This window comes from Nostoc sp. FACHB-280, assembly GCF_014697615.1.
Lineage (GTDB): Bacteria > Cyanobacteriota > Cyanobacteriia > Cyanobacteriales > Nostocaceae > Nostoc_B.
Window position 1 is genome coordinate 36081 of the sequence record NZ_JACJSD010000006.1, and the last position, 15172, is coordinate 51252.

General features: G+C 39.7%; 7 protein-coding genes. All 7 read left to right on the forward strand.

Annotated features, from left to right (window positions below; translation table 11 throughout):
- Positions 1 to 15 precede the first annotated feature (15 nt).
- The 7 genes from H6G75_RS06095 (at position 16) to H6G75_RS06125 (ending at position 15107) form a co-directional block, all read left to right on the forward strand.
- Positions 16 to 2460: an S-layer family protein gene (locus tag H6G75_RS06095; RefSeq protein ID WP_190979066.1), complete on the forward strand. Its 2445-nt coding sequence runs from the start codon at positions 16 to 18 to the stop codon at positions 2458 to 2460.
- Positions 2461 to 2502: 42 nt separating this feature from the next.
- Entirely contained in the window at positions 2503 to 4944 is a 2442-nt protein-coding gene (locus H6G75_RS06100; protein ID WP_190979067.1) for a hypothetical protein, read from the forward strand.
- Positions 4945 to 5032: 88 nt separating this feature from the next.
- Positions 5033 to 7702: an S-layer family protein gene (locus H6G75_RS06105; RefSeq protein ID WP_190979068.1), complete on the forward strand. Its 2670-nt coding sequence runs from the start codon at positions 5033 to 5035 to the stop codon at positions 7700 to 7702.
- A 645-nt stretch (positions 7703 to 8347) separates the two neighbouring features.
- Positions 8348 to 10729, forward strand: a complete 2382-nt coding sequence (locus tag H6G75_RS06110; protein ID WP_190979069.1) for a type IV pilin-like G/H family protein — start codon at positions 8348 to 8350, stop codon at positions 10727 to 10729.
- A gap of 191 nt (positions 10730 to 10920) precedes the next feature.
- A complete protein-coding gene (locus H6G75_RS06115) occupies positions 10921 to 11334 on the forward strand; it encodes a hypothetical protein (protein ID WP_206757369.1) in 414 nt (137 codons plus the stop codon).
- A gap of 34 nt (positions 11335 to 11368) precedes the next feature.
- Positions 11369 to 13930 (forward strand): CHAT domain-containing protein, encoded by a 2562-nt coding sequence (locus H6G75_RS06120; protein WP_190979071.1) that lies wholly within the window; start codon positions 11369 to 11371, stop codon positions 13928 to 13930.
- Between the two features lie 187 nt (positions 13931 to 14117).
- Complete coding sequence (locus tag H6G75_RS06125) at positions 14118 to 15107, forward strand: DUF928 domain-containing protein (RefSeq protein ID WP_190979072.1); 990 nt, start codon at positions 14118 to 14120, stop codon at positions 15105 to 15107.
- Positions 15108 to 15172 lie beyond the last annotated feature (65 nt).

Consider the following 15172-nt stretch of genomic DNA (forward strand, 5'->3'; position numbering starts at 1 on the left):
ACCAGAACTGGACTAATGAAATTTGCTTTTGTTGGGTTTGTTGTGCTGAGTGCAATTTGTTTATCTGCTGTTGACAATAATGGTGTTTATGCACAAGTAACTGCCGACAACACCCTGAATACAGATGTGAGTAGTAGTAACAGCATTACAAAAGGCACTCGCGTTGGCAACAATTTATTTCATAGCTTTAGTCAATTCTCTATTCCTCAAAGTGGTGAAGCATCATTTGAAAATGCTACTGATATTCAAAATATTTTTAGCCGAGTAACTGGTGGTCAAGTTTCTGATATTAATGGCAAAATCAGTGCCAAGGGTGATGCCAACTTATTTTTAATCAACCCAGCCGGGATTATTTTTGGTAAAAATGCCAGGTTAAATATTGGTGGTTCCTTTATCGGTACAACTGCCAACAGTATAAAATTTGCCGATGGTACAGAATTTAGTGCAACCAACCTCAATCAGTCGCCATTGTTAAAGATGAGTGTACCGATAGGCTTACAGTTTGGTCAAAACTCAGGAAAAATTGCCTTACAAGGAACTGGACATCATCTCACCTCTAAAAATCCACTGATTACACCCTATGTTCCTACAATATTGGAGGCTAATTTGGCTGTGAAATCGGGACATACATTAGCACTTTTGGGTTCTTCGATTGACCTAAATGGTGGGATTTTGCTTGCTCCCCAGGGACGAGTTGAACTCGGTAGTGTAGCTGAAGGTGAAGTTAAACTCAATAGATTCAGTCAAGGGTTTAACCTGGATTATCAAAAGATTTCTAAATTTGGTGATATTAATCTTGCAGGGCGATCGCTTGTGAATGTTAATGGTATAAATGCGGGTTCTATTCAAGTACAAGGTCGCACAGTTAGCCTCACAGATGGCTCTGTATTATGGGTGCAGAACCGAGGAATTCAAAAGGCTGGAGATATTTATGTTTTCGCCTCTGATACTCTGAAATTGTCTGGTGCGACTACTGACCTGAAAATTCGTACCAGTATAATCAACGAAACTGTAAGCAGTGGTAGGAGTGGTAGTATTAGCGTTGTCACACCAAATTTAAGCGTTAACAACGGTGCAATAGTTGCGAACCGTAATTATAAATCTGCCGATAGTGGTTATATCAACATTACAACCTCTAATTTGAATGTTAATGGTTACATTTCGACCGACCCTTCAGCCTATGCAGCAATTGGAACACTCACATTCTCTACAGGAAAAGCTGGTGATGTGAAAGTCACAACACAGAATTTATCTGTGTTAGACGGTGGTTATCTCGGCTCCACAACCTTTGGACTTGGTACGAGTGGTGCAGTTACAATTGATGCCGATCACGTAAATGTCATTGGAGCAACGCCCATCAGTATTCCTAGTGCCATTGCTAACACGAGTATTGGCCGTGGTGGTAATGCTGGGAAACTGAGACTAAATACTCGCACACTCACAATCAAGGAAAGTGGTAGTGTAACAACTGCGAGTCTTGGGGTAGGTAATGCAGGTGATTTGACTGTTAATGCCACGGAATCGATTAACATAAGTGGCCGATCGCCAAGTGTTCCCTATGGTAGTAATATTTCATCAACTGTTGGCTCTTTGACGGCTAATTATTATACCCAATTATCAAATGTGAGCGAAATTCCTAGAGGCTCTTCAGGACAAGTGAGTGTCAATACTCATATCCTCAAAATTAGTGATGAAGCCAGAATTAATACTGGTAACTATGGGATTGGGAATGCAGGCGCACTGAACATCAATACTGAAATGCTGGAGTTAAATAAGGGCTTTTTAGCGAGTTTTACAGCTTCAGGACAAGGCGGTGATATCAATATCCACACAAACGCGCTCATTCTTCGAGATCAGAGTTTGATTATAGGAACTGCTTTAGGTTCAGGAGATGGCGGCAATATTATGATTAATTCGCCAGTTATTGTCGGCTTTAACAATAGTGACATTATGGCTAACGCGGTCACAGGTCGCGGTGGTAATATTCAAATCACAACTCAAGGTATTTTTGGATTGAAGTTTCGCCCCCAACTGACACCAGGAAACGATATTACTGCCAGTTCACAGTTTGGGGTGAATGGCACAGTACAAGTTAATAACGTTGGTGTTGACCCCAATTCAGGTTTAGTGGAATTACCAGGAAATGTCAGTAATCCATCTCAACAACTTGCTAGTGGATGTGCAAATGCCAACGGTAGTAGTTTTATCGCCACAGGACGAGGTGGCATACCGCAAAATCCCACAAAGGACATGAGGAGCGATCACACCTGGTCAGATGTGCGCGATATATCTGCATTCCACACCACAAAACCAGCACAAGCACAAATCTCTAAATCACCAGAAACACTTGTCCAAGCAACAGGTGTACATCGTCGGACTGATGGTACAATTGAACTAGTTGCTAATAAATCTTCTATTTCCGTACCAACACAATTAACCTGTAAAGCCGTTTCTCAATAGTGAACACGATATTAGTCTATCAAAGGACGAGTGGTGGAATTGATGCAAATCAGTGATCAATCAGAAATTGCTGTTGCCAAAAGTCTTAATACTGCACCAGAATTATTAGCAGAATTGGCAAGACATAAAGATATAAAAGTCCGTCAAGCTGTAGCCAGAAATCCCCATACTCCAACTTATACTTTATTTCTCTTGGCAGAAGAATTTCCCCAAGATTTTCTGCACAATCCTATTTTTCCGACACTAGATTTAGAAAATCCAGAATCAGTAATTCCCGGTTCATCCCTACAGACAATTTTAGCTTGTGACGATGCTCCTCAAGAATGGTTACACAGATTCGCCATTTCTGGATATCATTATCATTTAGTGGGAATTGTGCAGAATCCTCAAGTTAGTAAACAAGTATTAGAATTAGCCGTAGAAAATCCTTCTGGCGATGCGTTTATTCATGAATTAATCAAAATGCACGTCAATATTGCCGGAGAAATGGATTCATGCTGGCAAGAATATGCAGAAAATAAATTACCACAGATTATCGCAGCGAGCTTTTCTGACTTTGCAGCAGTGGGATGTTACTCCCGCAATCATTCTCAAGGACATTATTATCAATTTATTTTGTGGCAATTAGGAATTACACCTGATTTGCAACTCAAGCAAACTTCAGAATATGTGCAAACAGCCATTGCTAAATCTAGCGAGACTCCACCAGCATATTTACGGCAATTCTTAAATACAAAATTTAAAATTACCACCCTGATTGAAGTTGCTAAAAATAAAAACACACCTCTTGAATGTTTAATTGAACTTGCTGATCATCGTAGTCGGTTAATCAGGGAAGCTACTATGCTAAATCCTAGTTTACCAAGGTCAATCGTTAATGATTTTTTTCAAGAAAGATTTTTAGCCACCCATCCCCATACACAAGTAGAAAAATTACGGGAACTTTGTCAAAGTAAATGGTCATTTATTAGATGGCAAGTTGCGAAACATCCTAATTTAGAATTAAGTGACTTAAAAACGTTAGCGCAATCCTCTGATTGGAGAGTCAGAGAATGTGTTGCTGGTCATCCTGGTGCTGATTTAGATATACTTCAAAAGCTAACCCAAGATAAGAGCGTTCGTGTTCGTCAAGCAGTGGCATTAAATAGCCAAACACCGCCAGAATGTTTGGAGAGATTATCAGGCGATCGCAATATATCTGTTCAAGCTAATGTAGCTAAAAATCCTCATACTCCATTAGATATTTTACTACTGCTTTATCAAAACCAAGATAGACGTATACTGCAAAAGCTTGCCTATAATCCTGGTCTTCCACAAGAATTACAACAGCAATTACAGTTACACTTTCCTCAGACAAAACCTCATAATATTTATCTACACTGGAGACTTTTCAGCGAACCATATAGCTATGAAGGAACTCAAATTGAAGAAATACATCAACAAGAACAACATGCACTAGCCACAAGTGCAATGACTCCAATTCCTCAATTATTAGAAATACTGAGAATTACACCAGTTGATATTTATTGGGAAGCAGTACGTAATATTTGTCAACAGGTGGTTTGTAATCCTGAGCTATCTTCAGAAATTTTATTAGAAATTTTAGATATTCGTAGTGTAGATGTATATGCAGCAGTAGCTTCTCATCCCCATATCTCTGATGCAGTGTGCGAGAGAATAGCCAAATTTAAAGAATATCGATTACGCTTATTGATGTTACAAAATCCCAATATATCGCCAGCATTTATCGAGAAATCTTTGTACGATAAACGTGCAGAAGTTCGTCAATATGCTTTAAAAATCTACCAAGAAAAGTTTGCAAATACAAGTAATTTTATCCTTCAATACAACGAGGCTATTGATGAGAATACACCACTGCCGAAATTAGCTGAACTAGCCAATCATAAATCAGTACTGATCCGCGAAGCTGTTGCCAAAAATCCTCGAATAATAGAAGCGTATAGTAGTCCCAAAAGTAAGAGCTGCTTAGAAAAACTCGCCCAAGACAAAAATCAACTTGTACAACTAGCTATTACTAATAATATCAATGCTCCAATTCATATACTAGAAAAATTGGCTAATAATCATCAATATGACCATTATGAATATATTGTTTATTCGCGTGGTCATAAGCGTAAAGAACATAAAGTTTTCATAGCGGCAGTCAAAAGATTAATTCAAATCGCGCCTACAATTGCGAGTAAATATCTAGCTAATTTTATTGAACCAAGGTTTTATAGCCTGGATACAATACCATTTCGTTTAGCACTTCTCCAACATCCCGCCGCACCTATTGAATATTTAGCTCAAAATTTACAAAAATTACGTTCGTTTCCTTGGTATGAACGTTATGTTATTAGCCAACATCCGCAAATAACTACAGAAATTCTCCAATTTCTCTTGCAAGATGCAAATCGAGTTGTACGAGCAGCAGCCAAAGCAAGATTGAATCAAAAACTTCAACAACACGTAAAGATTAAGTAAAAATCACAATAAAATTACAAAAGTACTGAAATAACAAAATCAGAAGCTGGGAAAACTAAATGCACAGTTGAATATTACAGATAAGTTGATGAAAATAACTTTGGCTGGCTTAAGTTTCATTGGTGCAATTTTCCTCTCTACTATTTGTAACAGCCGTGTTGACGCGCAAGTCATCCCTGATAATACCCTCAGCACCACAGTGTCTGGAAGTGGTACATATACTGTCACAGGTGGTACAGCGGTTGGTAATAATTTATTTCATAGCTTCAGTCAATTTGATGTTCCTAGTCCGGGTTCTGTCACTTTCAGCCACAGTACTAATATTCAAAATATTTTTAGTCGTGTCACAGGTGGTAAAGCTTCTTACATTGATGGTGCTATCAACGCCAATGCCAATTTATTTTTACTCAACCCCGCAGGCATTATTTTTGGTAAAGATGCCCGTTTGAATATTAATGGTTCCTTTGTAGGGGCAACTGCCAATGGTATTAGATTTGATGATGGGAAGGTGTTTAGCACCGACATCACTAAACCTCCTGTGCTAACTATGAGTGTACCGATTGGTTTGCAATTAGGAGCTAATGCAGGGGCAATTCGCACTCAAGGAACCCCAGCCGATAACTTTCTGTTTGGCTCCTGGCAAAGTTTTAAAGCTACAACAATGGCGTTGGTGGGAAGTGAAATTGATATGAATCAAAGTCGTCTGACTAATCCAGACGGCAGATTTGAATTATGGGCATTAAAAAATGCTGAAGTTGGCTTGAATCATCAAGATGGCTTGCAATTAATTAGTCCGACAACAGCTGATTGGGGAAATATTTCTCTTAGACAATCCTCAGTTATTGATACTAGTGGGGTGAATGGTGGAGCTATTAATATTCGGGGACGAGGTTTGACAGTTCAAGAAGGTTCTGGAATTGGTTCTATCACTAGGTCATTAGGGCAGGGGCAGGGTATAAATATCAAAACTACAGAATTTGTAGATTTCTTAGGAGTATCTACCGCAACACAGTACTCTACCCCTGGTGTATACACTAGTGTAATTGGTAATCAAGGTAGAGCAGGGGATATTACAGTCGAAACCCAGCGTTTACACATAGCAAACGGCGGATGGATTCAGTCTACAGTTAGTCCTGACTTTAATTTTTTTACACGTCAGTTTATCCCTAGCAATGACTCCAGAACTGGAGAGATTACTATTAAAGCTGCTGATGTAGAACTTAGTGGATACAATCCATTTGCTGTGAATTCTTTCCGTCCGAGTGCTATTACTACTTTAATTAGCAGTGGCAGCAACAATGAAAGTGGCAAGATCACTGTTAATGCTCAACGTGTACGTTTACGGGATGGTAGTCGCATTAGCACAGATATTCTGGGTTTTTATATTCCTGGTTTTTATGAGTTGATTACTACTGGTAAGTCTGGAGATATTACAATTGAGGCTGCTGAGAGTCTCGAAATTTCTGGAGTGACACCTGGTGGATTGACGGGTGCTGTGATTAGTTCAATTCAACCTTATGCTGAGGGTCAAGGTGGCAATATCACAATTGAGACTGGAAACTTGGCAATTTCAAAGGGTGGGACGATTTCTAGTGCTGTCGCCGGAAGTGGTCTAGCTGGAAATATAGATATTTCTGCCAAAGCTGTAGAAGTCAGTGATCCTGTGATTGATAGTTTTAGCGATACAGTTAGCGGTATTACAGTGGCTTTGGGCAAAAATGCCGTTGGTCAAGGTGGAACAATTAGCCTTACAGCAGATAGCTTGCGTGTGTTTAATGGTGGGCAAATTACCTCTTCTAGTGCGGGACAGGGAAGAGCTGGTAGTATTGACTTGAAAGTCAAAAATGTTGATGTCCAAGGAACTTCCCAAAACTTAGTTAAGGGTAGTTACTTGCCTAGTGCGATCGCAGCTTCTTCTGCTAGTAGTTTTGCTGCGGGTTCTGTCATTATCAAATCAGATTTTGTCCAGGTCAGAGATAGTGCCGAAATCACTGTTAGTAATACAGGTAGCGGCGATGCTGGCAATTTGGATATAACAGCTAATAATCTCTTCCTCAAACATGGTGCAAGTCTGCGTTCGGAGGTGAATGGCGGTAGTCAAGGAAATATTCTTCTTGAGGTCAATGAGGTATTGCTATTACGTCATGGCAGTAGAATTGTTACCAATGCCCTTGGTGCTTCCACAGGGGGTAATATTAATATTAATGCCGGGTTTATTGTGGGTGTAGCAAAAGAAAACAGCGACATTTCTGCAAATGCTGTCTTGGGAAGTGGTGGTAATATCCAAATTACAACTCAAGGTATTTATGGATTAAAATTCCGTGACCAACTCACGCCCCAAAGTGATATTACAGCTAGTTCGCAATTTGGGGTAAATGGTACAGTGCAAGTCAATACTGTCAAAGTTGATCCTAATTCGGGTTTAGTTGCATTACCAGCAAATGTCACAGATCCATCTCAACAAATTGCTAGTGGTTGTGCAGGAAATAGTGACAGCAGTTTTGTTGCGACAGGAAGAGGTGGTGTCCCACAAAATCCCACACAAGAACTGAGGAGCGATCGCATTTGGTCTGATGTGCGTGATATCTCTGCATTCCACAGCAAACAACAAGTACATACACAAATCCCAAAACCCCAAGCAGTGCTTGTCCACGCAACTAGCTGGCGACGTAATACCCAAGGCAAAGTTGAACTTGTTGCAGATCACTCTCCCAATCAAATGCAACCATCTTTAACTTGTGCTGGCATCTCTCAATAATATCGTGTCCGGTAAAAGACTTATGATTAAGACCCCAGAGGAAGCAGCACCTCGGCTTCTCCTGTCGGAGACGCTGCGCGAACGCTCGGCGACCGGAAGTTGGGGAGAGGGTTTTGGTGTATCTGCACAGATTGACCGAATCATAACTGATTACCCGGACATTACATAACATAATTGATGTGTTCAATTAAAAATTTTGGACGCTGAAAGATAGCTTTATATCCTACAGCGAGTTTCATCTAGCTAAAGTTAAACAAACTTTTGGCTTAACCACATCAGAAAAACGCGATATTGTCGCTGATATTTCCGAACCAACTACCAGCAATTTACTCACAGAGACTCTTAATTATAATTTAGCGATCGCTTTAGGTATTCCTTACAGGCTCACACCCTTACTCCCACATTTTAAGTAATGCTAGGGATGTAGTTTGTCGTTGAACCAATTTATAACAGGTAATAATACTAAGTTATACCGTTTCTTGATGAAGAGGCTGTTGTATACAAAATCTCTACAGGATTTATAAAGTGCAGCTTCTCCTAGAATTGGTATGAGAATTTTAGATTTTGAAGTTCAACCACAGACCATCTATATTCAATTTAGTATTAACAATTAATTATTGTTAACTAAATAAACACATAGCACCAATGAAATTATCCTTACTTGGTTTATTATCCAGTCTTAGCTTCATTTGTTGTTTAACTACGTCATCAAATGTTACGGCAAATACTGTTACTAAACAGCAAACCCAGCAAATTTCTGCCCAAGAATTAGATTTAAAAAAGAAAATATTATTCCGTTTAGGTTCAGTAGGTCGCGCCCAACAAGCATATTTTCTAGAACAGCAAGTTTTTGCTACTCAAATTAAACAATTAGGACTAGATGAGAATTTAGAAAATAGCGTCCCAGGTTATAAATGGCAAATATTTACAGATAAAAAAGCCAAAAAAATTGCCATGACTGTATTATCACCACAGCAAAATAATTCTCGCACTTATGTTAATTTTGTTATTTTTACCATAACAGATACAAATGAGTATCTTACACTTTCAACTCTGTGTGAAAGTGAGCAAAATCAATTAATTATTCCTAAATTACCAACAAAATTTCCTAAGAATAAAGGCATTGAATGTCCATCGGGGTTTAGAACATTAGAACTGAGTGATAGGGAAAATCAAACATCTGAACAGCTAGAAAAGGAAAAAGAGCAGAGATTCATCGTTAGTCTGCTGAATTCTCTACAACAGCAATATTATTCTCAGAATCAAGCCTTTACAGATGATATTGATCAGCTTTTTGGTTTTTCTATAAATAAATTTATCTCAAATCAAGACTTAAAAATTAAATTATTGCCAATCAATAATCTCCAAAATGGAATTATTAGTGTTGCATTGCTTCCTAGTCAAGCACAAAAAAGTTATCTTGGGATAGTGAGACGTAATCAATCTCCAATAGAAAAGCCAAAAGTAATTATTTGTGAATTACCGGAAAAGGTATCTCTAAATTTAGAAAAATTAAGAAATTTGCCCCTTAATAATTTCATAGATTGTCCCCAAAGTTTTACCTTAGTAAGTCTGAGTTCTGAAGAAACTATAACTCTTAACCAGGAACTAGAAAACTTTAAAACTTATCAGGCTAAAATTATCGAAATTAATCAGCCTCAAAAGACACAGATTTTACAAACTGCTGATCAACTAGCTAAAGAAGGTAAATATGTCGACGCTCTAAAAAAATATTATTTAGCATTAGGAGCTTTGGAGATTAATGAATATGATATTTTGTCAGTGATGACTGAAGAAGTTAGCTTTAATCCAATTGTAGATAGTTTTTTTAAGAAAATAACACCTGTTTTACAAGCAGCTAAACCTTCTTTGTTGGCAGAAAAAAAAGCTATCAAATCAGAGATATCTGATTTATTTGGTAATTTTTCTTTAGAAGCTAACAGCCCCGCCAGAAAAATTCAAGAGGTAGCAGCTTTACAATTAGGATTCAATCTTTTAACTGTACCCAGCCAAGAATTTAAAATCCCTGAAAATAAGGTTTTAGATTTTGTTGATATTGCGAACTTATTAGGAGAACAGTTCAATGATAAATCACAAACATTTAATCATAATTTAGACAAGAGATTACGTAATTACATCAATAAAAATAAAACTGCGATCGCTACTATTAGTAACTTGCTATTGAATAATGAAACACCAAGTTGGGGTATAGATTATAAGTGGGTTAAAGAGGGAGATTTTCAGGCTCCTAGTCCTAGCTATATCGGGGTAGTAAATTTACAACGTTTATTAATAATTGATATTTTAGACAAGCAACAACAAGGAAATACTCAAGAGATGCTGAAATCTCTAGAAGCATCTTGGAAGCTCAGTGAATCATTACAAGATGAACCGTCTTTGATTGGTCAACTGGTGAATATAATTATTAGGCGATCGCAACTCCGCGTGCTGAGTAAAATTGATAATCTACCTGTAGTGTGGCAACAGCGATTGCTAGAAAAAGACTATACCCAAGCCATGATTCAGGCACTAAATGTAGAAGCTTTCTCCCAGTTGCAAGGGTTAGATAAAATCATTCCTCCAGAAAAAAATACACCGTTATCTCAGTTGTATCGTGATTGGTATGGAATTAATACATTTAAACTCAATAAAGAATTTTATCAAGCACTAGCACAAAAGAAAGATAATCTTTGTTCTTTAAATGTGCAAGCTTTAGAAAAACAGTATTTCCCTCAAAACGCCACGATTAGTCCCAGCTATGTTAAGCAGGTGTTGAAGGCTAATTATGTGATGTTGGAATCAGAAATGCTGCAAAAGGTCTTACAAGTAAAAGCAGCTATTCATCAAGGAAAAACCTTACCCAGTAAGCTATCGGAAATGCCATCAAATATCTGCTTAGGAAATAAATGGTTATATAAGTCTACCGCTGATGGCAAATGGTTGATTTATCTGGATAAACAACCAATTTGGCAATCTGAAATTGAGCGACCATCATTAACTTACACAGGGAAATTTAATAGTAGATGATAGATTACAAATTATAGGTTTTGGGAAGGGCGTAGAGGTAGGTATATATATCTAAAATCCTTACATTCCAAATCAATCACCTGTCAGCACGCCCAACTCCCTACTCACTATTCGCTTTTTTATACTCTTAGAGTTAAAAACTAGGTCATTGTGGGAATACTAGACATTAGGGTACAGACGGCGGCTAGTTTATGAAGGGAGTCTTAATGGGTTTGGTGAATCAAATACTGTTGAATTCGACGTTCTTGCCATTAAGAGTGAGCAATCCTATTCAGATTACCAATAACACTGTTGTTGGGCATAATTTATTTTATAGCTTCAGCCAATTATCGTTTCCCAGCAACGACTCTGTAACCTTCAGTCATAATTCACATATCCAAAATATTGTTAGGTGTAAGAGCGATCGCACCTGGTCTGATGTCCACAACATCTCTGCATTTCGCAAATCGGGCAGTATCAATGCACAAGCACCTCCTCCAAAAGTGCTGGTGCAAGCGACTTCTTGGCGACGTAATGCCCAAGGCCAAGTTGAGTTAATCGCAGCGACATTCCCCACACATACACAGCCGCAATTAAGCTGTCGTGCGCTTTCAAGAGTTCAATAAATTTCTTTTCTCTACCTTTAACCTATAACTACCTATGAATTTCCTCATCAAACAACGCCGTTGGTTATATATCAGTCTGAGTATTATGAGTTTGTGTTTGGCAGTAACAATCACACCGGCTCAAGCATCTCGCCCAGTATCGACTGTTGCTAGTCTCAATCTCAATGTATCTGCTACAGAATCTACAAATTGGCTAGAACAAGGACGACAACTTTACCAATCTGGTAGTTTTGCAGAAGCAGTGAACGCGTGGCAAATGGCAGTACAAAATTACCATAACCAAGGCGATCGCCCCAACGAAGCCTTAAGTTTGAGTTACTTGTCCTTAGCACAACAAGAACTCAATCAATGGGAAGCAGCAGAAAAATCTATCGCCCAAAGTGTCAAAATTCTGCAAACTGCACAACCAACAGCCGATGCTATTGTTTGGGCGCAAATACTGAATACTCAGGCCAATTTACAACTCCGCACTGGGAAAGCGGAAACTGCGCTAGATATTTGGCAACAAGCTCAAAAATATTATGAGCAAGCGGGGGATAAAATTGGCAGTTTAGGTAGTCAAATTAACCAAGCCCAAGCCTTACAAAGTTTAGGATTTTACCGTCGTTCTAAGCAACAGTTAGAGGCTTTAGCGCAAAAGTTGGCAGCTATGCCCGATTCTGAAATTAAAGTCAGTGGGTTGCGATCGCTGGGTTTAGCTTTACACGCCATCGGCGATCGTAATAGCCAATCAGTATTAGAACAAAGTTTAGCCACAGCCAAGCAAATTGCAGCTAAGAACCAGTTAAGTTCTATTTTTGTGAGCTTGGGAAAAGTGGCTGCTGATTTCCAAGATCCAGAAGCCGCCTTAAATTACTTTGAAGATGCAGAAACAGCAGCTACTAACCCAAATGAAGCTTTACAGGCGCGGTTAGCTCGGTTCAAACTCTTGGTAGAGTACAACAAACTAGAATACGCCATTCCCCTTGCACCACAATTACGTCAACAGTTGGCTGAGTTGCCACCTAGTCATAGTTCTTTAGGTGCAGCAATCAATTTTGTTGCCACCATGAATCGCGTAGAAAATTCAGAGCGAATTCTACCTAGTCAAGAGTTGGCTAAACTATTAGTAGATACTGTTAAATCTGCCCAAAAAATTCAGGATAGTAACGCCCAAGCTTATGCACTACATGAATGGGCAGAACTCTACAGCCGCAAAAAACAGTGGTCTCAGGCACAAGAATTAGCCGAGAAATCCCTGAAGATTGCCCGTGAAATTCAAGCGGATGATTTGATTGCTCAATCAGCTTGGCAAGTTGGCAAGTTATATAGACAACAAGGCAACCGCCCCCAAGCAATTACAGCTTATACCGAAGCTGTGAAGTCATTAAAAGCATTACGTGGGGATATGGTTGCGGTAAATCCTGATGTGCAATTTTCCTTCCGGGAAAGTGTTGAACCTGTTTATCGGCAACTAGTGAGTTTACTGCTAGATGATCAACCTACCCAGACAGCATTAACCCAAGCGCGAGAACTGATTGAATCATTACAAGTTGCAGAACTGGATAACTTTTTCCGGGAAGCTTGTTTGGATAAAGCCCAGCAAATTGATAAAGTTGACCCCACAGCAACAGTAGTTTATCCGATTATTTTAAGCGATCGCCTAGGTGTAATTTTCTCCCAAGCGGGAAAACCACTACGTTATTATGCCACTCCCAAATCTCAATCAGACATTGACAAAACTCTAGAGAATTTCCTGGTGGCTCTCAACCCAGTTTCTGATTCCAGTGAGCGGGAGAAATTATCCCAACAGATTTATGACTGGCTGATTCGTCCCGCAGAAGCAGATCAGACCTTTAAAGATACCAAAACATTAGTATTTGTCTTAGATGGAAGGTTGCGGAATATTCCGATGGCCGCCTTATACGACGGTAAGCAATATCTGATTGAAAAATATGCCGTGGCACTCTCACCGGGATTACAACTCATGGCTGCTCAATCCCTCCAGCAAAAACGGATTGATGCTGTTGTCGGAGGCATCAGTGAATCTCGTGCTGGTTTTAGTGCTTTACCAGCAGTGGAATCAGAAGTTAAACAAATCTCTCAAAAAGTGCCTTCTTCCACATTGCTTAATCAACAATTCACCAGTGAAGCTCTAGCTGAGTATGTCAAATCTAGTAAGGCGAATGTTGTTCACCTCGCCACCCACGGACAATTTAGTTCTCGTTTGGAAGATACTTTCTTATTGACATGGGATGGCGAAGTCAACGTTAAAGAGTTGTCTGAACTCCTGAAAAATCGTAGTGGTAATTCTACCAAAGCGATCGAATTATTAGTTCTGAGTGCCTGTGATACTGCCAGTGGGGACGATCGCGCGGCTCTGGGATTAGCGGGTTTAGCTGTCAAATCCGGCGCACGTTCCACCATTGCCACACTTTGGCCAGTGAAAGATAAAGCTGCCCAAATGCTCATGACTCGCTTTTATGACCAACTACGGCAACCCAAAGCCACCAAAGCTGAAGCATTAAGGCAAGCCCAAATTAATTTGATTCGCCAAACCGATTTCCGTGATCCGTTCTTTTGGTCTGCCTTTGTTTTGGTAGGGAATTGGTCTTAAATACGTAATATTACTGTATTTATCTGAATCAAGAAAAACATTAGCTTTATGGTTTTTTCATAGATTTTCAGATATAAATGCTAGTAGTGTTCCCGTATTCACTAGATTTTACCAGCAATCCAAAATTTTTTTGGTACAGTGGACTTCAATGTATTTTCCATTACTACATCAATGGATGAGGTCAAAGATGAGAAAACGTCGATATCTAACTAGCACATTGAGCATTATCGCTCTCATTGCTAGCAGCACATGGGCCAGTGCCTATGCTGTAACATTTACCCCACCTGTAAAAAATTCCGCGCCCAGACAAGCAACTGGTGGGGCTTCTCGTGGCAATATCTTTGTACCAAACAAAGGTAATAGTGCGCCCAGACAAGCAACTGGTGGAGCTTCTCGCGGTAATATCTTTACTCCCAAAAAAGGTAACAGCGCCCCCCAACAAGCAACTGGTGGAGCTTCTCGCGGTAATATCTTTACTCCCAAAAAAGGTAACAGCGCCCCCCAACAAGCAACTGGTGGAGCTTCTCGCGGCAATATCTTTACCCCGAAAAAAGATAACAGCGCCCCCCAACAAGCATCAGGCGGAGCTTCTCGTCTAGGTACTTACTATTTGAATCCTGGAACTGTAGCCGCAACCGGGCCAGCAGCGTTAATCGCTCTTCTCCCCCAAAGCTTCTATGGCACAACAACTTCGGCACACCCTACCATTTTGGTTTATCTTCCTACTTCTAATGCCGAAGAAGCCGTATTCAGCCTTAAGGATGAAGCTGGTAATACCCAATATCAAATGACCATTCCAGTTGCTGGGAAAGCTGGAGTTATGGCTATCAAATTACCAGCAGATGCACCTGCTTTAGCTGTTGGTAAAAACTATCAATGGTTCTTGGCGCTGAAAGTGGATGGAACACTTAGCCCCAGTACACCTTATGTTGATGGTTGGATTGAACGTATCCAGCCAACTGCTGAATTGACAACAGCAATGCAGCAGTCGGATGAGCTTCAGCGGGCAGTTGCTTTTGGTAAAAGCGGGGTGTGGTATGACTGTGTAGCAACAATGGCTGCACTACAAAATGCCCAACCCAAAAATCCCACAATTGTTAAGCAATGGCAAGAACTTCTTTCTTCCGTGAGCTTAAAGGATATTGCAACTGCTCCCTTAGTAGCATCAGCTAATTAGGGACTGAGGACTAGTAGTTCACCAACCTAACATGCCAGTAGACTTAGCAGGGGTGAAGAGATTAG